Below are 18744 nucleotides of genomic sequence, written 5' to 3' on the forward strand. Positions count from 1 at the left end.
TCAGCCGAGCAGCAGGCCGTTGCCGCCGGCGACGGCGTTGTCGAAGCGCTTGCTGATCTCGGCCCAGTTGAAGATGTTCCACAGGGCCTCGACGTACTTCGGCTTCACGTTCTTGTAGTCCAGGTAGAACGCGTGCTCCCAGACGTCGACCAGCAGGATCGGCACCGTCGGCAGGATCAGGTTGTTGTGGTGGTCGCGCAGCTGCTGGGTGATCAGCGTCTTGCCGATCGGGTCCCAGGAGAGCGCGCCCCAGCCGTTGCCCTGGATCGTCGTCGACACGGCGGTGAACTGCGCCTTGAACTTGTCGAAGGAGCCGAAGGCCTCGTCGATCGCGGCGGCCAGCTCGCCGGTGGGCTTGTCGCCGCCTTCCGGCGACAGGATCTTCCACCACACGACGTGGTTGGCGTGGCCGGCCAGGTTGAAGGCCAGCGTCGTCTCGAGACCGACGATGCCGCCGAAGTCCCCGGCGTCGCGGGCTTCCGCGATCTTGTCGAGGGTGTCGTTCGCGCCCTTGACGTAGGTCGCGTGGTGCTTGCTGTGGTGCAGCTCGTTGATCTCGCCGGAGATGTGGGGCGCCAGGGCGCTGTAGTCGTAGTCGAGATCGGGGAGCTCGTAGCGGGCCATTGGCCCTCCTTCTGTCTTCGACACAAGATTCCGGTATCGAACCTAGTAGCACACGGCCGCCCGCGGCGAGCGGGGGCGCGTCGTCGTCACTGCTTGGGACGACCGGTTCGACAGTGGCGTACCCGGGGGTGCGCCACCCGAAACCGAGCCTGCAACCTGGACTTAAGTCGAGGTCAAGGTGCTGTGACGACGATCATTCAAGCGGTGCGGAACTCGTCGAGCCGCTGGGCCAGCTCGTCGAACACCGCGACGTTGCACTCGAACGCCACCAGCGTCTCGTCGATCACCCGGGCGCGCTCGGCGTCGGTCCAGGGCGCGTTGTCCAGCTTCGCCCGGTAGACGTCGCGGAACTTCGGGGCGCTGCCGATGCCCTCGAAGTGGTAGAAGAGCGTGCCCGCGTCGGCGACGTCGTAGGTCTTCTCCAGCAGGCGGCGGATGGCCTGGCCGCCCGCGATGTCGCCCAGGTAGCGCGTGTAGTGGTGGGCGACGTAGCCGCCGGCCCACGACGACGCCTCTTCGACGCGCGCGACGTACGCCTGCGTCGACGCCAGCGGGGCGATCGTCGAGCGCCAGTCCGGGCCGACGAGGTGCGCCAGGTCGCGCTCCAGGCTCGGCCGCCGGCGGAGCGCGTCGAAGACGAACTCGCCGCCGACCGGGTCGCCGGCCATCCGGTCGCTGGCCGCTTCGATCGCGCCGTAGATGAAGTAGTACTGGACCGCCAGCTGGGTGTAGCCGTCCTGCGACAGCTCGCCGCCCAGCAGCGCGCGCATGTACGTCGAGTAGTTCGCCTTTTCGTGCACCTGCAGCGTCGAGGCGCGCAAGGTCGCCGAGAACGGACGGGTGTCGAGGTCCGTGGTCACCGACATGGAAGGCCTCCCGGCGATCGATCTGACACACTGTCAGAAAGAGCCTAAGCCATAACCGGCGGTAAGGCTACCCTAAATCTTGGCCGCTCCGACCGCTCGCAGCACGAACCGGACGGCGGCTTCGACGACGTCTTCGCGCTGCTCCGGCGGCCCCTCGACCAGCGCCCGGTTGCCCAGCGCGGCGGTGATCATGGCGATCAGGACGTCCGGGTCCTCGGCCGGCCAGCGCCCCAGGTCGACGCCGCCGGCGAGGATCGCGCGCAGCCGGTCGGTGATCGGGTCGGCGTGCGCGCTGATCCGCCGGTACGCCGCGGGGGCCAGCGCCGACGCGAGCGCCGCGCCCGGCGGCATGTGGTACTCGGCCAGCACCCGCAGCTGGAGCCGGACGAACGTGCCGAGCTGGTCGACCGGGTCGGCCTGGGCCTCGACGGCGTCGGTCAGCCGGGTGACGTACCGGGCGGCCTCGTCCTCGACGAAGGCGACGAGCAGGCTCTCCTTGTCCGGGAAGTGGTTGTACAGCGCGCTCCGGCCGACGCCGGCGGCCGCGGCGACGCCGGTCAGCGAGATCGCGTCGAAGCCGCGTTCGTACAGCTGGGCGCGCAGGACGTCGAAGACGCGCGCGCGGACTTCACGGCGGTGCGCCTCCAACGACCCACCGAGGATCTTCGGCATCCGCCCAGGCTAATCGGCCACGGGCCACGTGTGCACCGGCTCGCCCGCCTCCGACAGCTCCAGGTAGCGCCCGAGCATCCGGGTCAGCGCCGCCTCCCGGTCGAGCCCGTGCTCCTGCGCGTGCACGACGAAGTCGCGCTGCCAGGTCGCCCCGGTCCGCCGCGCGAGGCACCGCTGCTCGATGATCCCGAGGTAGCGCTCGCGGGCCTCGTCGGAGACGTCGGAGGCCCGCAGCCCCTCGTGGGCCAGCGGGAGCAGCACGCGCAGCGCGAGCTCGTCCGGCGGGATCCAGCCGATGCCCGGCCAGTACAGCTGCGCCTCGAAGCCGCGGCGCGCGCCCGCGTACAGGTTTTCCTCCGCCGCCTGGAACGACATCTGGCTCCACACCGGGCGTTCCGCCTCGGCGAGCGCACGCTGGGCGCCGTAGAAGAACGCCGCGTTCGCCACGGTGTCGACGACCGTCGGCCCGGCGGGCAGGATGCGGTTTTCGATGCGCAGGTGCGGCAGGCCGTCGACGACGTCGTACACCGGGCGGTTCCAGCGCCAGATGGTGCCGTTGTGCATGCGCAGCTCGGTGAGCTTCGGCGCCTGGCCCGCGTCGAGCGCTTCGATCGGGTCTTCGGCGTCGGTTTCCGGGAGCAGGCCGGGGAAGTACCGGACGTTCTCCTCGAACAGGTCGAAGATCGACGTGATCCAGCGCTCGCCGAACCACACCCGCGGCCGGACGCCCTGGTTCTTCAGCTCTTCCGGGCGCGTGTCGGTCGCCTGCAGGAACAGCGGGATGCGCGTCTCCTGCCAGAGCGCCTTGCCCAGCAGGAACGGCGAGTTCGTGGCGAGCGCGATCTGCAGCCCGGCCAGGCACTGTGCGGCGTTCCAGTGGGCGGCGAACTCCTCCGGCGCCACCTGCAAGTGCAGCTGCACGCTCGTGCACGCGGCTTCCGGAAGAATGGATTCCGCATAACTGCGCAGGCGTTCCGGCTGCTGGCCCGGCAGCGGCGCGCCTTCCATCGCCAGCACGGTCCGTTCGCCGCGCGCGGCGAAGATCTGGTCGTTCAGCGTGACATACCGCGATTTGTTGGTGAGCCACTTCTGGTCGAAATGCTCGTGCTTCAACGTCGGCAGGATGCCGATCATCGCCAGCGCCGACCCGTTGTCCCCGGCTTTCGCCGACGCGGTGCTGAGATAAGCGCGGAGGTCGTCTTCCAGCTGGAGCGCCGAATCGCCGGCCAGCGGCCGCGGCGGCACGTTCAGCTCCAGGTTGTGCTGGCCCAGCTCGGTGGTGAACGACGGATCGTCCAGCGCTTCCAGCACCGCGTTGTTCGTCATCGACGGCCGCAGTTCCCGGTCCACCAGATTCAGCTCGACTTCGAGGCCGATGTTCTTGCGCGGAAAAGAGAAACTGCCGTCGGTGAGCATTCGGGCCAACGTGTCGAGACAGCGCTGCACCTTGCGGCGGTACCGTCCTCGATCGAGCGTGTTGAACGGTTGTGCCGCCAGGTCCATCCCCATGACCATCCCTGCTTCGCGTCGGCGTGGAACTAGTACGTGTTTCAGGTTCCCGGCGGATAACCGTTTCACAGCGGTTGAATCCGTGCTAGCGGCCAAACTGGTGCTCTCCGTCACCAGGAGTTAACCGACAGCAAAATGAACCCGTTTGTACCAGAGCAACTCGACGTTCGGACCAGCGAGCGCCCCGGCAAGCGGATGACAGACTGGGCGGATGGCCGTGATCCACACCGATGACCGGGACGACCCGGGACTCGACGACTTCCGCGACCTGTCCACTGCGGACCGCCGCCCGGACCGCCCTGGTGGCAAGGGACTCGTCATCGCCGAGGGCACCGTCGTGGTGTCGCGGCTGCTGGCGTCCCGGTACCCGGTGCGCGCGCTGCTGGGCGTCGAACGGCGGTTCGCCGAGCTGGCGGACGACCTGGCCGGGACGGACGCGCCCCAGTACGTCACTTCGGCGGAGGTGATGGCCGACGTCGTGGGCTTCCACCTCAACCGCGGCATCCTCGCGATCGCCGACCGGCCGGCGCCCCTGACGGTTTCCGACGTGGTGGCCGGCGCCGGCACGATCGCCGTGCTGGAAGGCGTGGGGGACCACGAAAACCTCGGCGCGCTCTTCCGCAACGCGGCCGCGCTCGGCGTCGGCGGCGTGCTGCTCGGCCCCGGCTGCTCCGACCCGCTGTACCGGCGCAGCGTGCGCGTTTCCATGGGACACGTCCTGCGCGTCCCCTTCGGCCACCTGACGGACTGGCCGGGCGGGCTCGGCGACCTGCGGGCGCGCGGGTTCGCCGTCGCCGCGTTCACGCCGCGGCCGGGCTCGGTCCCGCTGCGCGAGCTGCGGAAGCACGCGCCGGGCCCGGTGGCCCTGCTGTTCGGCGCGGAGGGGCCCGGACTGACGGACTCGGCGCTCGCGGCTGCTGATCACGCGGTGCGGATACCCATGCCCGCCGGAGTCGACTCCCTCAATATCGCCACGGCCGCCGCCGTCGCGTTCTACGAACTGGCCTCGGGTGACTAAGACCTGGTCTCAAAACTCAAGGGTGTGTCACTGCGTAACCTGCCGGTCCGGGTGGGCGGCCCCGGATCGATGACCGTGCCGCGCTAGAGGGGATCTTGTTCGTGCTCGACACCGGCTGCCGCTGGCGAGACCTACCCGAGCAGCTCGGATGCGGTTCCGGGCGCACCGCGTGGCGGCGGTCACGTGAGTGGCAGGACGCCGGCGTGTGGGACCGGCTGCACCAGCTCGTGCTCGACGAGTTGTCCACCATCGACGAGCTCGACCGGATCAGAGGCTGCATCGACGCGGTGTCGGTGCGGTCGAAAAGGGGGCGAGCTGACCGGCCGCAGCCCCACTGACCGGGGTAAAGCCGGCTCCAAGTGCCACGTTCTGTGCGACGCGAACGGGCTACCGCTGCACATCATGTTGTCGGCGGCAAACACCCACGACAGCATGATGTTCGAGCCGCTGCCGGACACGAACCCGACCGTGCGCGGCCACCACGGCCGGGCGGGCCGGCCACGATGCCGACCGGACAAGCTGCACGCCGACGAGGGCTACGACTACCGCCGCTGCCTCACCCGCCGCGGTATCTCACTCGTTTGGGATACATCGGTAGCTCTGTGTCGTCGGGTGGAGGTGACTGGTGAGCTTCTGAGCGCGGAGCAGGTCCTCGGGTCGGCACGGGGCCCCTGTCACCACGAGGGAGATCGATCTCCTGGAGGAGGCTGCAGCCGCGTTGCCGACGGCACCATCGACGGGGATGAACGAGCACTCTCGTCGGGAAGTGATCAGCCATCGGTGGGGCCGCCTCGTCAGAGGCGTTCGATACGGTCGGCCTGCGGGCCCCGGTCGCTCTGACGCACCGCGTACCGGACCCGGTCACCCTTCTGCAGCGACTCCGACCCCATGATCACGGACGCGTGGGCGAAGAGATCGTCGCCGCCTGCGTCCGGGGTGATGAAGCCGAAGCCGCGGTCGGCGTCGTAGCGCGCGACGACGCCCTCGCCGCCTCGTACGGGCACGTCCCGCGCCGCCGGCCCTGCGGCCGCGGCAGGTGCCGACCGCTGCGGCGCCGTCTGGGGCTCGGCGCCCCGGACCAGGTGCACGTCGCGGGCCTGCGGACCCTTGTCTCCACTGGCCACCTCGTAGGCGACGCGGTCGCCCTCCGCGAGCCACGTCAGCCCCTCGGCCAGGGCCCGGGCGTGAACGAAGACGTCCCCGGCGCCGGAGTCGGGGTTGATGAAGCCGAAGCCCTTGTCCTCGTCGTACCAGGCCACCGTGCCGTCGGCACCGTCCGCGATACCGGCCGCAGCGGGTGAGCCGGCCCCTGCTCCCAGCGGGATCACGTGCCCGGCCTGCGGGCCGCGCTCGCCTTCGACGATCAGGAAGGCCACCCGCTGCCCCTCGGTGACCACGCCGCCGGTCACGATGGCGGAGCTGTGCACGAAGATGTCGGCGCCGCCGCCGTCCGGCGACGCGAAGCCGTACCCCTTGCCCGGCTCGTACCAGGTGACGGTGCCGAGCAGGCCCACGGCGCCGCCGGTGGCCGCATCGGCGGTGACGCGAACGCGCAGCGCCTCGGGCCCGCGGTCGTTCTCGCCGACCTCGAACACGACGGCCTGCCCCTCGCGGAGCACTTTCGCGCCGCCGTCCCCGACGATCTCGGAGGCGTGCACGAACACGTCCGGCGAGCCGTCCTCGGGCGCGAGGAAGCCGAAACCCCGTTCGGCGTCGAACCAACGGACGGTCCCTTGCGGCATCAACAGCTCCAGGTCGAGAGGGCGGGCACTGGCCCCCAGTCTCTCTGACAGACCTCCGGTCCGTCGGGCCGGGTCCACAGGCGGGCGGTGCGGAGCCAGGGGCGGGCCGTTGGTTCACCTGGCGACACGCCGAGATTTGAGACCAGGTCTAAGGTGCCTCCTAGTGTTTCGGGGGAACTCGGGCGTGAAGGGACACGGGGACACCATGGAGCTGCGGATCCGCGGTGAGCGTGCGGTGCTGGCCGGGCCGGGCGGCGACCGGGCGCGCGAGGTGGACCCGTACAAGCTCGCGATCGGCGGGGACCTGGCGCAGGCCCTGCACGAGTGGGCGCGGGTGGCGTCCGCCGTGTCCGCCGACCCGGGTGCGGAGGCGGCCTCCGTCGTCTCGCAGCGCGGCCGCCAGCTGGCCGGCCGGCTGGCCGCGGTGATGGGCACGGCCGTGCGGTTCGTGGACCCGGTGACCGGCGCCGACATCGTCGTCGAGCCGCCGCCGCGGCAGCCCGAAACCGGCCGCAAGCTGGTCCGGACGGTGCTGGGCCCGCCGGGGCCGCCCGGGGAACCGACCCCGTGGCCGACCGGGCTCATCGTCTCGGCGTTCATCGCGGCCGTCGTCGTGGTGGCGATGCTGGCGCTGGCGACGACCCTGGCGCGCGAGACCAGCGGCTGGCTCGCGCTGGTGGCGTCGGTGGTGGTGACGGCCGGCATCGCGCCGTCGCTGTGGCTGATCCGCCGCACCCCGATCCTGCGCTGGGCCGCCTACGGCGCGGCCGGCGGCGTGCTGATCGCCTGGGTCGGCGTGCTGGTGATCGCCTTCGGCGGCGCCTGACGGGCCGGAACGGGGATACTGGCGCGATGGAGCAGCTGGACGTGTTGCGGAAGCTCTGCCTCGCCCTCCCGGAGGCGACCGAGCGGCTCAGTCACGGCTCGCCGGCATGGTTCGTGCGCGGCAAGAAGACCTTCGTCATGTTCGCCGACGACCACCACGGCGACGGCAGGCTCGCCTTCTGGTGCCCGGCGGCCGCCGGCGTGCAGGAGGAGCTGGTGCGCACCGAGGCGGACCGGTTCTTCAAGCCGCCGTACGTCGGCCCGCGCGGCTGGCTGGGCGTGCGCCTGGACGTCGACGTCGACTGGGCCGAGATCGACCGGATCGTGCGCGAGGCCTACCGCCTGGTCGCGCCGAAGTCGCTCGCCGCGCTGGTGGAGTAGCGCCGCCAAGGCGGCCTTGAGTGCGTCAGACGCAACCAAGGCCGCCTTGGGGCGTTTGGGTCTAGCCGCGCTGTGAGCGGACCCCGAGCAGCACGTCCTCCCAGGACGGCACGATCGGGTGATTCTTTTTGGCCTTCGGCCGCGCCGGTTCCTCCGCGGTGGCCGTCTCCTCTTCGGGGTCGGCCGGGACGCGGGGGATCTCGCGGGTGTCGTCGTCCGGGTCCGGCTCGGCGGCCGGCAGCTCGGCGTGGTCCGGCGACACCGAATCCAGCGTCGGCTGGAACTCCGCGTCGCGGGCCGGGTTGAGCGCGCGGACCGTCCGGGGCGGGCGGTAGGCGTTCGGGTCGAGCAGGACCTCGGCGTTCTCGTCGAGCGCCGTCACGGTGCCGCCGTGCGCTCCCGGGGCGAACGCCCAGTGCGCGCGGTTGTCCGAGCGGCCGGCCTTCCAGCGCAGTACGACGACCCAGCGGCCGTCGTCGCCCTTCCAGGAGTCCCAGGTGGCCTGCGAGTAGTCGTGGCCGCGCACGCCGAAGCCGTACGCGACGACCTCGCCGAGCGTCTGCACGTCCGGGCCGTCTTCGCGGACCGGGTGCGCGCTCTGCGCGAGCTCGGCGGTCCGGGACCGCTCGAGCAGGACGGGGTAGGCGTAGCGCTCGACGCGCTGCTCCGAGATCCCGGCGCCGCTCGCGACTTGTTCGACTGACTCGCCGGCGCGGATTCGCGCCTGGATCTCGCGTGGCCGCATCTGGCTCTCCAACTCGATTTCGATCTGGCCGAGGCGGGTGATGTCACCCCGCGCCGCCGCGCGCAGTCTCTCATCGGCCGGGAGGAGGAATTGCGTACGGCTCGCCGGGTCTTCGCACACGATGGACTTACCGTCCTCGTGCAACCCGACCACTCGTAGCGTGCGCATTGTTCGCCTTCCCCGATGCTTCACCGTTGTGGGTGCCCACGTTAGAACGGCGCGTCGGCTTGACGTGCGAGGCGCGCCGAGTCATCACCCAAAGGACCACTGTTCACTTTGTGACTCCCGCATCATCCGTGCCCTGGTCAGCGGCATCCGTGTGACACGCCGACCACGCAAAGTCACGATCGAGTGGATCGCCTCCGCGTGTTCCGGCAAAATCTCCTCCGACTGGCCCAGTCCGCTGGGCCCTGTGGTTTCTGGGACTGGTGTGACTACTGGGACGCGTGGGACGTCGCGGGGGTTGCCAGGTCGTGAGTGTTTAGGGCGGTTAGAACCGCCCTAAACACTCACGACGCTCAGCCTGGCGGCAGGCGGACGGTCACGGTGAGCCCGCCGCGCTTGCCCGGCTGGGCCTCCGCCGTGCCGCCGTGGGCGTGGGCGACCGAACGGACGATCGACAGCCCGAGGCCGGCGTTGCGCGTGTCGCCCGTCCGCTCGGCCCCGTTGATGCGCCGGAACGGCTCGAAGAGCGTCGGCACGGCTTCGGGTGGGACCACCGCGCCCGAGTTGCGGACCTCCAGGGCCGGGTCCGCGCGGACTTCGACGTACACCCAGCCGCCGCGGGCGTTGTACGTGATCGCGTTGACCAGCAGGTTCGTCACCAGCCGCTCCAGCAGCACCGGGTCGCCCGCCACCGTGCGCGGCCGGAAGCGGGTCTCCACCTTGACGCCCGCCGACTCCGCCTGGGCCGCGGTGGCCCGGACGACCGCCGCGACGACCTGGTCGAGCCGGACCGGGCTGCGCGCGGTCAGGCCGCGGTCGCTGCGGGCCAGGATCAGCAGGCCCTCGATCATCCGCTCGCTGCGCTCGTTGGTGTGCAGCAGGTGCGTGCCGAGTTTCCGCAGGTCGGGCGCCACCTCGGGATCGGCCATCGCGACTTCGATCAGCGTCCGCTGCACGGCCAGCGGGGTCCGCAGCTCGTGGGACGCGTTCGCGACGAACCGCTTCTGGCTGTCGAACGACTCCGCGAGCCGGTCGAGCATGCCGTCGAAGGTGTCGGCCAGTTCCTTCAGCTCGTCGGGCGGGCCTTCGAGGTTGATCCGCCGGTCGAGCTTGCCCGCCTCGAGCCGCCGCGCGGCCGAGGTGATGTCGTGCAGCGGCCGCAGCGCCCGCCCGGCCATCAGCCAGCCGAACAGGACGGCGAGCGCGGCCGTCGCCACGAGCGCGATCGCCGAGTTGACGACCAGGGTGGACAGCGTCGAGGACCGGTATTCGTCCAGCGAGCCGCTGACCAGGCGCACGGCCATGCCGGCGGGCGCCATGATCGTGTCGTCCGGGATGCCGTACGCCGCGTCGGCCGAGCCGAGGGACGCCGTCGCGAACCGGGCCGGGTCCGGCAGCGTGCCCTGCACCAGCAGGTAGTCGATGACGACGAGGACCAGCCCGGCCAGCAGGAACAGCCCGCCGTACCAGGCCGTCAGCTTGGTCCGGACCGACAGCGCGTTCACGGCGTGCCGAACCGGTAGCCGGCGCCGGGCAGCGTCTCGATCACCGGCGGGTCGCCGAGCTTGCGGCGCAACGTCATCACCGCGACGCGCACCGCGTTGGTGAACGGGTCCGCGTGCTCGTCCCACGCCTTGTCCAGCAGGTCCTCGGCGCTCACCACCGTGCCTTCGGCCCGCATCAGCACTTCCAGCACGGCGAACTCCTTCGGCGAGAGCTGCAGGAACCGGCCGTCGCGCGCGGCCTGGTGCCGCGGCAGGTCCAGCACGACGCCGTCGCGTTGCAGCACCGGCGGCAACGCCGGCCTCGCCCGCCGGGACAGCGCCTGCACCCGGGCGACCAGCTCGGCGAACGCGAACGGCTTGGTCAGGTAGTCGTCGGCGCCCAGGCCCAGTCCGGCGACCCGGTCGGTGACGTCGGCGGCGGCCGTCAGCATCAGCACCCGCGCCTCGCCGCCCGCCGCGACGACGGCGGCGCACACCGCGTCGCCGTGCACCTTCGGCAGGTCGCGGTCGAGGACGACGACGTCGTAGCCGTGCACCCCGACCCGCTCGAGGGCCTGTTCGCCGTCGTAACAGACGTCGACGGCCATCGCGAAGCGGCGAAGGCCCTCCGCGACCGAGTCGGCGAGCAGCCGCTCGTCCTCCACCACCAGCACACGCACCCGCCCAGTCTGCCCAGGCGGGCCATAAGCCCCGCATAAGCGACTTCGCTTAGCGCGCCGGAATCCCCCGATCCGTAGACCTGACGACCTGACCGGAGGAAAGGAGCGAGCGATGCGAACACGCCTGACCGTCATCGCGGCGATCGGCGCCGCGGTGCTGCTCGCGGGGTGCGGGGCCAAGCCGGACGACGCGTCGAAGGTGGCCTCGATCTCGGGGCCGTCCTCGTCGGCCCCGGCGAAGGCCGCGGACAACAAGAGCGACGAGGACAAGATGCGCGACTTCGCCAAGTGCATGCGCGAGCACGGCGTCGACATGCCCGACCCGAAGCCGGCCGGGGACGGCGGCGGCATGGCGATCACGCTCGGGGGCGACGCCAAGGACGCGGGGAAGCTCGACGCGGCGCAGAAAGCCTGCAAGAGCCTCATGCCCAACGGCGGCGAGATGAAGCCGCCGAGCCCCGAAGAACTGGACAAGATGCGCAAGGACGCCAAGTGCATGCGGGACCACGGCATCGACATGCCGGACCCGGACCCGTCCGGCAAGGGCGCGACGCGGATGGGCGGACCGGGCGACGACCCGTCGAAGTTCGAGGCCGCCGCGAAGGCGTGCGGGCTCGGCATGTCCATGCACGCGGAACCGGCGGCGCCCGCGCGATGACCGAGATGATCGAATCCAAGCCGCGGCGCCGGGGCCGGGCGCGCTGGTTCATCGCCGCGGCCGTGCTCGTCGTCGTGGTGGGGACCGGCTCCGCCGTGATCCTCACCCGCGTCTCCTCCGCCACCTCGGTGCAGGAGGCCGCTCCGCCGCCGGTCGAGACGGCGGCGGTGGCCAAGACCGACCTCAGCGAGGAAGAGGAGGCCGACGGCACCCTCGGTTACGGCGAGGAGTCCACGGTCGGCGGCCGCAAGCCCGGCACCATCACGTCGCTGCCCGCCGCCGGCGCGACCCTCACCCGCTGCCAGGCGGTGTACGGCGTCGACGCCAAGCCGGTGCCGCTGTTCTACGGCACGCTGCCGTTCTACCGCGACCTCGCCTCGGGTGCGGCCGACGGCGCCGACGTCAAGCAGCTCGAGGAGAACCTCAAGGCGTGCGGGTACGGCGGCTTCGGCACGCCGGACAAGAAGTTCACCGCGGCGACGGCGGCCGCGCTGAAGAAGTGGCAGAAGGCGCTGGGGCTGGACCAGACCGGCGCGTTCGGCCAGGGCGACGTCGTCCTTTCGGCGGGTGAGCTGCGGGTGTCGGCACTGTCGGCCAAGCTCGGCTCGCCGGCCCAAGGCGAGGTGCTCAAGACCAGCGGCACCGTCCGCTCGGTGCAGGTCAAGCTCGACGCGGCCAAGCAGGACCTGGCCCAGCAGGGCGCCAAGGCGTCCGTGACGATCAACGGGAAGACGTCGAAGGGCACGATCACCGACGTCGGCAAGTCCGCGGTCGAGGGCAAGGACGGGGCCGGCCAGGACGACGGCAAGCCCAAGATCACGGTGACCGTCCAGCTGGACGACCCGGCCGTGGCCGGCACGCTCGACTCGGCCCCGGCGACCGTCCGGTTCACCAAGGACGTCCACCAAGGCGTGCTCGCGGTGCCGGTCGGCGCGCTGCTCGCGCTCGCCGAAGGCGGTTACGCCGTCGAGGTCGACGAGAACGGGAAGCGCCGGCTCATCGCCGTCCAAACGGGACTGTTCAGCGGCGGCAAGGTCGAGGTCAGCGGCAACGGCCTGACCGCGGGCATGCGGGTGGTGACGACGTCGTGACGCCCGTCCTGCGCGTGCACGAGGTCACGCGCACCTACCCCGGTGGCGTCGCCGCGCTCGACGGCGTCTCGCTGAGCATGGAAGACGGCGAGATGGTGGCGATCGTCGGGCCGTCCGGCTCCGGGAAGTCCACGCTGCTGCACCTGATGGGCACGCTCGACCGGCCGTCCACCGGCCGGGTCGAGCTGCGCGGCCACGACGTCGCCGTGCTGTCCGACCGGAAGGTCTCGGCGTTGCGGTCACGCTGGATCGGGTTCGTGTTCCAGCAGTTCTTCCTCGACGAAGGGATGAGTGCGGTGGACAACGTGTGCACCGGCCTGCTCTACGCCGGGGTGCCGCGGCGGCAGCGGCGTGCGCGAGCCCGGGAAGCGCTCGACCGCGTCGGGCTGGGACACCGGGCGTGGCACCGGCCCGGCGAGCTGTCCGGCGGCGAACGCCAGCGCGTCGCGATCGCCCGGGCCGTCGTCAACAACCCGGCGATCCTGCTGGCCGACGAGCCGACCGGCAACCTCGACACCGGCACCGGCGCGGCCGTGCTCTCGCTGCTCGGCGAGCTGTCCGCCGACGGCACGACGATCGTGGTGATCACCCACGACCGGGAGATCGCCGCGGGCATGCCGCGCCGGATCGAGCTGCTCGACGGGCACCTGCGGCTCGACACCGGTCTGGTGGGTGCGCGGTGATCGCGCCACCGGAGGTCAAGCTGCCGGAACCGGCGCGGCTCAAGCCACCGGACGTCGTCGCGCTCGGCGCCCACGGCATGCGGACGCGGCCCGTACGCGCCGTGCTTTCCGCGCTGGGCATCGCGATCGGCGTCGCGGCGATGGTCGCGGTGCTGGCGATCCCGGCGTCCGGCGCGCAGGCCCTGCACGACCGGCTGGCCGCGCTCGGCACCAACCTGCTCACCGCCGGGCCGGGGCAGACGTTGTTCGGGGCCAACGCGACCCTGCCGGACGACGCCGTCGCGATGGCCAAGCGGATCGCGCCGGTGACCGCGGCGACCGGCACCGGGACGACGTCGGCGAGTGTGCGGCGCAGCGACAAGATCCCGGTCGACGAGACGTCCGGGCTCGGGGTCTTCGCGGCGCGGCCGGACCTGCTCGGGGTGCTGGGCGGGAAGGTCCGGTCGGGGGCGTTCCTGGCCCCGGGGAACGGGAACTACCCGGTCACCGTGCTCGGTGCGCAGGCTGCCGCGCGGCTCGGCATCGACCACGTCGACCCGGCACGTCCGCCGCAGGTGCTGATCGGCGCGCAGTGGTTCACCGTCGTCGGGATCCTCGGGCCGATGCCGCTGGCACCGGAGATCGAACGGTCGGCGCTGGTCGGCTGGGACGTCGCGAAGCGGCTCCTCGGCTTCGACGGCCATCCGTCCACGGTGTACGTCCGCGCGAACGAGTCCGAAGTGGACGGTGTGCGGTCGGTGCTGGGCGCGACGCTGAACCCGCAGGCGCCCAACGAGGTCGAGGTCCGCCGCCCGTCGGACGCGCTCGCCGCGCAGAAGCTCACCGACAACACCTACAGCGCGCTGTTCCTCGGCCTCGGCGGGGTCGCGCTGCTCGTCGGCGGGGTCGGGGTGGCGAACACGATGGTCATCTCGGTGCTGGAACGGCGCCGGGAGATCGGCCTGCGCCGCGCGCTCGGGGCCACGAAACGGCAGGTGCGCGGGCAGTTCCTGGCGGAATCGGTGCTGCTGTCCGGGCTCGGCGGGCTGGCCGGCGTCGTGACGGGGGTGCTGGTGACCGCGGGTTACGCGCTGAGCCAGGGCTGGCCGGCCGTGCTGCCGGTCGGCGCGCTGGCCGGCGGGGTCGGCGTCGCGGCCCTGGTCGGGGCGGTCGCCGGGGCGTACCCGGCGGTCCGCGCGGCGCGGCTCGCGCCGACGCGGGCGCTCGCCTGAGGCAGGTCCCCGGGACGGTGCAGGGGCCGTCCCGGGGATTGCACCAGCCTTGCACCTCGGAACGTGCGTCCCCGCAAGGAGAGCACGCAGGGAGATCCCCGGTCACCACCCGGCGAGTTGAATGTGCGGACGGGTTGGTGATCGGGGAGGGCAGTCGGCGTGGCACGAGTCGAGGCGAACAGGCGTGATTTTCTCCGCTGGCTGGCGACGGCGGGCGCGGGGCTCGCCGCCGCGGGGATCGCGCCCGCGCTCTTCGCCCAGGAAGCCGCCGCGGCCGGCACGGATGTCGTGGTGGTGCTCGGGGCCACGGTCGTCGACGGCACGGACGCCCCGGCCCGGCCGAACTCCGCGGTCGTGCTGATCGGCGACCGGATCGCCTGGGTCGGCCCGGCCGTCGAGCTGCCGCACTGCGCCGGCGCCCGGATCGTCGACGGCCGCGGCCGGTACCTGATCCCCGGCCTCTGGGACATGCACGCCCACGGCATCGACTACGAGAAGCTGTGGCCGCCGATGTTCCTGGCCAACGGCGTCACTGGCATCCGCGAAATGCAGGGGTACGACGAGAACCGCGCCACCCGCGACAAGATCGACCGCGGCGAGCTGCTCGGCCCGCGCGTCGTCATGGGCAGCGCCATCATCGACGGCCCGGTCAGCCTGCTCGGCCCGCCGATCACGCAGGTCGCGAACGCCGAGGAGGGGCGCGCGGCCGTCCGGACCGCCGTCGCGCAGCGCTCGGACTTCGTCAAGGTCTACTTCTACCTGCCGAAGGACGCCTACTACGCGATCGCCGACGAGTGCCGCCGCTTCGGGCTGCCCTTCTCGGGCCACTGGCCGTACCGGCTTCGCCAGCTCGACGCCGCGAAGGCCGGGCAGCGCACCTTCGAGCACCTCTTCGGCCTGCACATCGCCACGTCCAGCCGTCGTGACGAGTTCCTGGCTCTCCTCGACGCGAAGCCGTTCGACCCGAACGCGAAGCGCGACTTCTTCAACCTCGCCCGCGAACTCGACCGGCAGGCGGCCCAGGCCTACGACCCGGCCACCGCGGAAAGCCACTTCGCCGCGCTCAAGGCGCTGGACAACTGGGTGAGCCCGACGTTCGCCGTCAACCGCGTCATCTCGCGCCCGGCCGGCACCTTCGCGCACGACCCGCGGCTCAAGTACGTCTCCCAGGACATCATCGACTACTGGGCCGACCGGCTCACGATGTTCACCCCGGTCACGGCCGAGCAGATCGCCCAGCAGGACGCGTACTTCGAGGCCCAGCTGCGGCTCGTCGGCGAGGCGCACCGGGCCGGGCTGGGCGTCCTCGGCGGCACCGACTGCCTGAACCCGTACGTCTTCCCGGGCTTCAGCCTGCACGACGAGCTCGACTACCTGGTCCAGGCCGGCCTGTCACCGCGCCAGGCGCTGCAGTCGGTGACGCGCGACGCCGCGCGGTTCCTCGGCAGGGCGTCGACCACGGGCACGATCACCCCGGGCAAGGTCGCCGACCTGGTGCTGCTCGACGCGAACCCGCTCACCGACATCCGCGCGGTCCGCCGGATCGACACGGTCGTCACGGCGGGCCGGGTGCTCGACCGGACGCGGCTGACCCGGATGCTGGCGGACGTCGAGACGGCGGCGAAGCAGCCGCCGGCGGGCGCGAACAGCAGGTCAGTGCGGTTGCCGGTGCGTGGCTGCTGCTGAGCGCCCGGTAATCTCGGCCGGTCGGAGACCGGGCTCGAGGGGGACGCGTGACACTGGCCGAGCGGCTTTTCGGGGGCTCCGGGTGGCGGAGCCCCCGGCCCGGGGCGAAGCCTCGGATGTCACAGCGGCTTTTCGGGGGCTCCGGGTGGCGGAGCCCCCGGCCCGGGGCGAAGCCTCGGATGTCCGAGCGGCTTTTCGGGGGTTCCGGGGGCTCCGGGCGGAAGCTGGTGGGGGCGCTGGTCGTCCTCGAAGTCGCCGCCGTCGTGCTGGTCCTCGTGCTGAAGCGGTTCGACGGCCTGGACCTGGAGGTCTACCTGGGCGGCGCGAAGGCGCTGGCCCAGCAGGGCTCGCCGTACGAGGCCTGGGTGCCGACGACGCACCAGATCCTGCTGCCGTTCACGTACACGCCGTTCGCGGCCGCGGTGTTCCTGCCGGGCACGCTGCTGCCGTTCGCGGCGACGATGAAGCTCGTCAGCATCGCCTCGATCCTCGCGACCGGCGTCGTCGCCTACCTCTACGTCGCGACGCTCAACGGCTCGCTGACGGACTCGTCGAAGGTCCACGGCCGGGCGGTCGCGGCCCTCGTCGCGATCGTGGCGCAGCTGGCCGGTGCGCTGCTCGAACCGGTGCGCTCGACGCTGGGCTTCGGGCAGATCAACGCGCTGCTCATGGTCCTGGTGGTGCTCGACGTCCTGCTGCCGGGCAAACGCGGGCGGACGAAGGGCCTGCTGATCGGCGTGGCCGCGGCGATCAAACTGACGCCGGCGGTGTTCGTCGTCTACTTCCTGTTCCGCCGCGACTTCAAGTCGGCCGCGCGGGTGGTCGCCGGGTTCGTGGCGGCCGGCGCGCTGCTGTGGCTGATCCGGCCGTCGGCGTCCTTCACGTACTGGACGAAGCTGGTGTTCGACGCGGGCCGCATCGGCGGCGTCGACTACGTCGGCAACCAGTCGCTGAAGGGCCTGGTGACGCGGCTGGGCCTGCCGGAAACGGCGGCGAACATCGTCTGGCTGCTGGCCGCGCTCGCCGTGATGGCGGTGGTCGCGGTGGTGATCGTCCGGGCGGCCGAGCCGGTGCTCGGGCTGACCGCGTGCGCGCTGGGCGGGCTGCTGGTGTCGCCGATCTCGTGGACGCACCACTGGACGTGGTGCGTGCCGATCCTGGTCCTGGCCGGGTACTACGGCGTGCGCGCGTGGCGGACCGACCGCGTGGTGACGTGGTGGGCCGGCGCGGTCGTGGCGGCCGGGCTGGCCCTGTTCATCTGGGGGCCGATGTGGTTCGCGCCGCGCCCGGCGCCGTCGATCGGCTGGTGGCTGGCGACGGAGTCCTACGAACTCTTCGGCCTCGCCCTGCTGGTCCTCGCGGCTTTCGCCGCCCCTCGCCTGAAAGCCGTGAAGGCCTCCTTACCGGCTGTAAGAGCCGGTAAGGAGGCCTTCACGGACGTCTAGGTCAGCTGCCCAGGCGTTCGACGACGTACTCGATGCTCTGTGTGAGCTTCGTGATGTCGTCCGGGTCGATGGCCGGGAACAGGCCGACGCGCAGCTGGTTGCGGCCCAGCTTGCGGTACGGCTCGGTGTCGACGATCCCGTTGGCGCGCAGCACCTTCGCCACCGCGGCGGCGTCGACCTCGTCGGCGAAGTCCACCGTGCCGACGACCTGCGAGCGCAGCTCCGGGTCCTTCACGAACGGCGTCGTGTAGCTGGTCTTCTCGGCCCACTCGTAGAGCCGCGACGACGAGTCCTTCGTGCGCGCGGTCGTCCACTCGAGGCCGCCCTGGCCGTTCATCCACTCGATCTGCTCGGCGAGCAGGAAGAGCGTGGCCACGGCCGGGGTGTTGTACGTCTGGTCCTTGCGGGAGTTGTCCAGCGCGGTGGTCAGCGACAGGAACTCCGGGATCCAGCGGTCGCCGCCGCCGATCTCGCCGATCCGCTCGACCGCGGCGGGCGAGGCCAGCGCGATCCACAGGCCACCGTCCGCGGCGAAAGACTTCTGCGGCGCGAAGTAGTAGACGTCGAAGTCCTCGGCCTTGACGGGGAGGCCGCCGGCGCCGGAGGTGGCGTCGATCGCGACGAGCGCGCCGTCACTGCCCTCGGGGCGGCGGACCGGCACGGCGACCCCGGTCGACGTCTCGTTGTGCGCCCAGCCGACCAGGTCCGCGCCGGCTTCGTAGGCGATCTCGGGCGCGCTGCCCGCGTCGGCCTTGACGACGATCGGGTCGGCCAGGAACGGCGCGCCCTTGGTGACGGAGGCGAACTTCGAGGAGAACTCGCCGTAGGTGAAGTGCTGCGAGCGCTCACGGACGAGGCCGAACGCGGCGGCGTCCCAGAAGGCCGTGGTGCCGCCGTTGCCGAGGATCACCTCGTAACCCTCGGGGAGCGAGAACAGCTCGGACAGCCCGGCCCGGACGCGCCCGACGAGCGACTTGACCGGCTTCTGCCGGTGCGACGTGCCGAGGTAGGTGGAGCCGGACTCCGCCAGGGCGCTCAGCTGCTCGGCGCGGACCTTCGACGGTCCGCAGCCGAAGCGGCCGTCGGCCGGCTTGAGGTCTGCGGGGATGGTCAACTCAGCGTCGGTCATGTGGCCAGTCTCTCAGGTCGGGACGGAGCAGGTCGAAGCGGTGCTGAAGTGTCCGGAATGTGGAATCACCGCTGTTCCGGGCAGTGGGACGGCGCCGCTCCCGGCCTTCGGAGCAGCTCGTCGTCGGCCT

General features: G+C 71.6%; 18 protein-coding genes and 1 pseudogene. 10 read left to right on the top strand and 9 right to left on the bottom strand.

Annotated features, from left to right (window positions below; translation table 11 throughout):
• The 4 genes from OG494_RS41780 to OG494_RS41795 all read right to left on the bottom strand — a co-directional run bounded on the left by OG494_RS41780 (window position 1) and on the right by OG494_RS41795 (window position 3671).
• Window positions 1-624 carry a superoxide dismutase gene (locus OG494_RS41780; RefSeq protein ID WP_247058440.1) on the bottom strand — a complete coding sequence of 208 codons (624 nt, stop codon included), beginning with the start codon at window positions 622-624 and terminating at the stop codon, window positions 1-3.
• 197 nt (window positions 625-821) lie between these two features.
• On the bottom strand, window positions 822-1490 hold the full coding sequence (locus OG494_RS41785; RefSeq protein ID WP_328448326.1) for a biliverdin-producing heme oxygenase: 669 nt from the start codon (window positions 1488-1490) through the stop codon (window positions 822-824).
• A gap of 72 nt (window positions 1491-1562) precedes the next feature.
• A complete protein-coding gene (locus OG494_RS41790) occupies window positions 1563-2162 on the bottom strand; it encodes a TetR/AcrR family transcriptional regulator (RefSeq protein WP_328448328.1) in 600 nt (199 codons plus the stop codon).
• 9 nt (window positions 2163-2171) lie between these two features.
• Window positions 2172-3671 (bottom strand): glutamate--cysteine ligase, encoded by a 1500-nt coding sequence (locus OG494_RS41795; RefSeq protein ID WP_328448330.1) that lies wholly within the window; start codon window positions 3669-3671, stop codon window positions 2172-2174.
• 211 nt (window positions 3672-3882) lie between these two features.
• Between OG494_RS41795 and OG494_RS41800 the strand changes: the two genes are divergently transcribed.
• Complete coding sequence (locus tag OG494_RS41800; RefSeq protein WP_328448332.1) at window positions 3883-4689, top strand: TrmH family RNA methyltransferase; 807 nt, start codon at window positions 3883-3885, stop codon at window positions 4687-4689.
• 44 nt (window positions 4690-4733) lie between these two features.
• A pseudogene (locus OG494_RS41805) lies at window positions 4734-5265 on the top strand (IS5 family transposase); the annotation flags it as partial.
• Window positions 5266-5483: 218 nt separating this feature from the next.
• Here the strand turns inward: OG494_RS41805 and OG494_RS41810 are convergent.
• Window positions 5484-6431, bottom strand: coding sequence for a cold-shock protein (locus OG494_RS41810; RefSeq protein WP_442874347.1), 948 nt, complete (start codon window positions 6429-6431; stop codon window positions 5484-5486).
• Window positions 6432-6636: 205 nt separating this feature from the next.
• Here OG494_RS41810 and OG494_RS41820 point away from each other — a divergent pair, with 205 nt between their 5' ends.
• Window positions 6637-7257 (top strand): DUF2537 domain-containing protein, encoded by a 621-nt coding sequence (locus OG494_RS41820; protein ID WP_328459183.1) that lies wholly within the window; start codon window positions 6637-6639, stop codon window positions 7255-7257.
• 26 nt (window positions 7258-7283) lie between these two features.
• Window positions 7284-7637: an MmcQ/YjbR family DNA-binding protein gene (locus tag OG494_RS41825; protein ID WP_328448334.1), complete on the top strand. Its 354-nt coding sequence runs from the start codon at window positions 7284-7286 to the stop codon at window positions 7635-7637.
• A 61-nt stretch (window positions 7638-7698) separates the two neighbouring features.
• On the opposite strand, the gene sepH is transcribed toward OG494_RS41825, so the two are convergent.
• From sepH to OG494_RS41840, 3 genes are all read right to left on the bottom strand, one after another.
• Window positions 7699-8550 (bottom strand): septation protein SepH, encoded by an 852-nt coding sequence (gene sepH, locus OG494_RS41830; RefSeq protein ID WP_328448336.1) that lies wholly within the window; start codon window positions 8548-8550, stop codon window positions 7699-7701.
• 350 nt (window positions 8551-8900) lie between these two features.
• Window positions 8901-10052, bottom strand: coding sequence for a sensor histidine kinase (locus OG494_RS41835; RefSeq protein WP_328448338.1), 1152 nt, complete (start codon window positions 10050-10052; stop codon window positions 8901-8903).
• Window positions 10049-10711: a response regulator transcription factor gene (locus OG494_RS41840; RefSeq protein ID WP_328448340.1), complete on the bottom strand. Its 663-nt coding sequence runs from the start codon at window positions 10709-10711 to the stop codon at window positions 10049-10051. Before OG494_RS41840 ends, OG494_RS41835 begins: the two co-directional genes overlap by 4 nt.
• Window positions 10712-10823: 112 nt before the next feature.
• Here OG494_RS41840 and OG494_RS41845 point away from each other — a divergent pair, with 112 nt between their 5' ends.
• From OG494_RS41845 to OG494_RS41870, 6 genes are all read left to right on the top strand, one after another.
• Window positions 10824-11369 carry a hypothetical protein gene (locus tag OG494_RS41845; protein WP_328448342.1) on the top strand — a complete coding sequence of 182 codons (546 nt, stop codon included), beginning with the start codon at window positions 10824-10826 and terminating at the stop codon, window positions 11367-11369.
• 5 nt (window positions 11370-11374) lie between these two features.
• Window positions 11375-12460 (top strand): peptidoglycan-binding protein, encoded by a 1086-nt coding sequence (locus tag OG494_RS41850; RefSeq protein WP_328448344.1) that lies wholly within the window; start codon window positions 11375-11377, stop codon window positions 12458-12460.
• Window positions 12457-13143 (top strand): ABC transporter ATP-binding protein, encoded by a 687-nt coding sequence (locus tag OG494_RS41855; RefSeq protein ID WP_328448346.1) that lies wholly within the window; start codon window positions 12457-12459, stop codon window positions 13141-13143. The genes OG494_RS41850 and OG494_RS41855 overlap by 4 nt, the downstream gene beginning before the upstream one ends.
• A 77-nt stretch (window positions 13144-13220) precedes the next feature.
• A complete protein-coding gene (locus OG494_RS41860) occupies window positions 13221-14354 on the top strand; it encodes an ABC transporter permease (RefSeq protein WP_328459184.1) in 1134 nt (377 codons plus the stop codon).
• Window positions 14355-14513: 159 nt separating this feature from the next.
• A complete protein-coding gene (locus OG494_RS41865; RefSeq protein WP_328448348.1) occupies window positions 14514-16040 on the top strand; it encodes an amidohydrolase family protein in 1527 nt (508 codons plus the stop codon).
• Window positions 16041-16219: 179 nt separating this feature from the next.
• Window positions 16220-17485, top strand: coding sequence for a glycosyltransferase 87 family protein (locus OG494_RS41870; protein ID WP_328448349.1), 1266 nt, complete (start codon window positions 16220-16222; stop codon window positions 17483-17485).
• A gap of 1 nt (window position 17486) precedes the next feature.
• Here the strand turns inward: OG494_RS41870 and serC are convergent, their stop codons facing one another.
• Window positions 17487-18614, bottom strand: coding sequence for a phosphoserine transaminase (serC, locus tag OG494_RS41875; RefSeq protein ID WP_328448350.1), 1128 nt, complete (start codon window positions 18612-18614; stop codon window positions 17487-17489).
• Window positions 18615-18744: the final 130 nt, after the last annotated feature.

Source organism: Amycolatopsis sp. NBC_00438, assembly GCF_036026695.1.
GTDB lineage: Bacteria > Actinomycetota > Actinomycetes > Mycobacteriales > Pseudonocardiaceae > Amycolatopsis.

What these genes read in the sequence shown, in the direction of transcription:
- OG494_RS41825 (WP_328448334.1), top strand. Translation starts at nt 7,284, where the DNA reads ATGGAGCAGCTGGACGTGTTGCGGAAGCTCTGCCTCGCCCTCCCGGAG.
- OG494_RS41845 (WP_328448342.1), top strand. Translation starts at nt 10,824, where the DNA reads ATGCGAACACGCCTGACCGTCATCGCGGCGATCGGCGCCGCGGTGCTG.
- OG494_RS41820 (WP_328459183.1), top strand. Translation starts at nt 6,637, where the DNA reads ATGGAGCTGCGGATCCGCGGTGAGCGTGCGGTGCTGGCCGGGCCGGGC.
- OG494_RS41800 (WP_328448332.1), top strand. Translation starts at nt 3,883, where the DNA reads ATGGCCGTGATCCACACCGATGACCGGGACGACCCGGGACTCGACGAC.
- OG494_RS41785 (WP_328448326.1), bottom strand. Translation starts at nt 1,490, where the DNA reads ATGTCGGTGACCACGGACCTCGACACCCGTCCGTTCTCGGCGACCTTG.
- sepH (WP_328448336.1), bottom strand. Translation starts at nt 8,550, where the DNA reads ATGCGCACGCTACGAGTGGTCGGGTTGCACGAGGACGGTAAGTCCATC.
- OG494_RS41795 (WP_328448330.1), bottom strand. Translation starts at nt 3,671, where the DNA reads ATGGGGATGGACCTGGCGGCACAACCGTTCAACACGCTCGATCGAGGA.
- OG494_RS41790 (WP_328448328.1), bottom strand. Translation starts at nt 2,162, where the DNA reads ATGCCGAAGATCCTCGGTGGGTCGTTGGAGGCGCACCGCCGTGAAGTC.
- serC (WP_328448350.1), bottom strand. Translation starts at nt 18,614, where the DNA reads ATGACCGACGCTGAGTTGACCATCCCCGCAGACCTCAAGCCGGCCGAC.
- OG494_RS41780 (WP_247058440.1), bottom strand. Translation starts at nt 624, where the DNA reads ATGGCCCGCTACGAGCTCCCCGATCTCGACTACGACTACAGCGCCCTG.
- OG494_RS41850 (WP_328448344.1), top strand. Translation starts at nt 11,375, where the DNA reads ATGATCGAATCCAAGCCGCGGCGCCGGGGCCGGGCGCGCTGGTTCATC.
- OG494_RS41870 (WP_328448349.1), top strand. Translation starts at nt 16,220, where the DNA reads ATGTCCGAGCGGCTTTTCGGGGGTTCCGGGGGCTCCGGGCGGAAGCTG.
- OG494_RS41810 (WP_442874347.1), bottom strand. Translation starts at nt 6,431, where the DNA reads ATGCCGCAAGGGACCGTCCGTTGGTTCGACGCCGAACGGGGTTTCGGC.
- OG494_RS41860 (WP_328459184.1), top strand. Translation starts at nt 13,221, where the DNA reads ATGCGGACGCGGCCCGTACGCGCCGTGCTTTCCGCGCTGGGCATCGCG.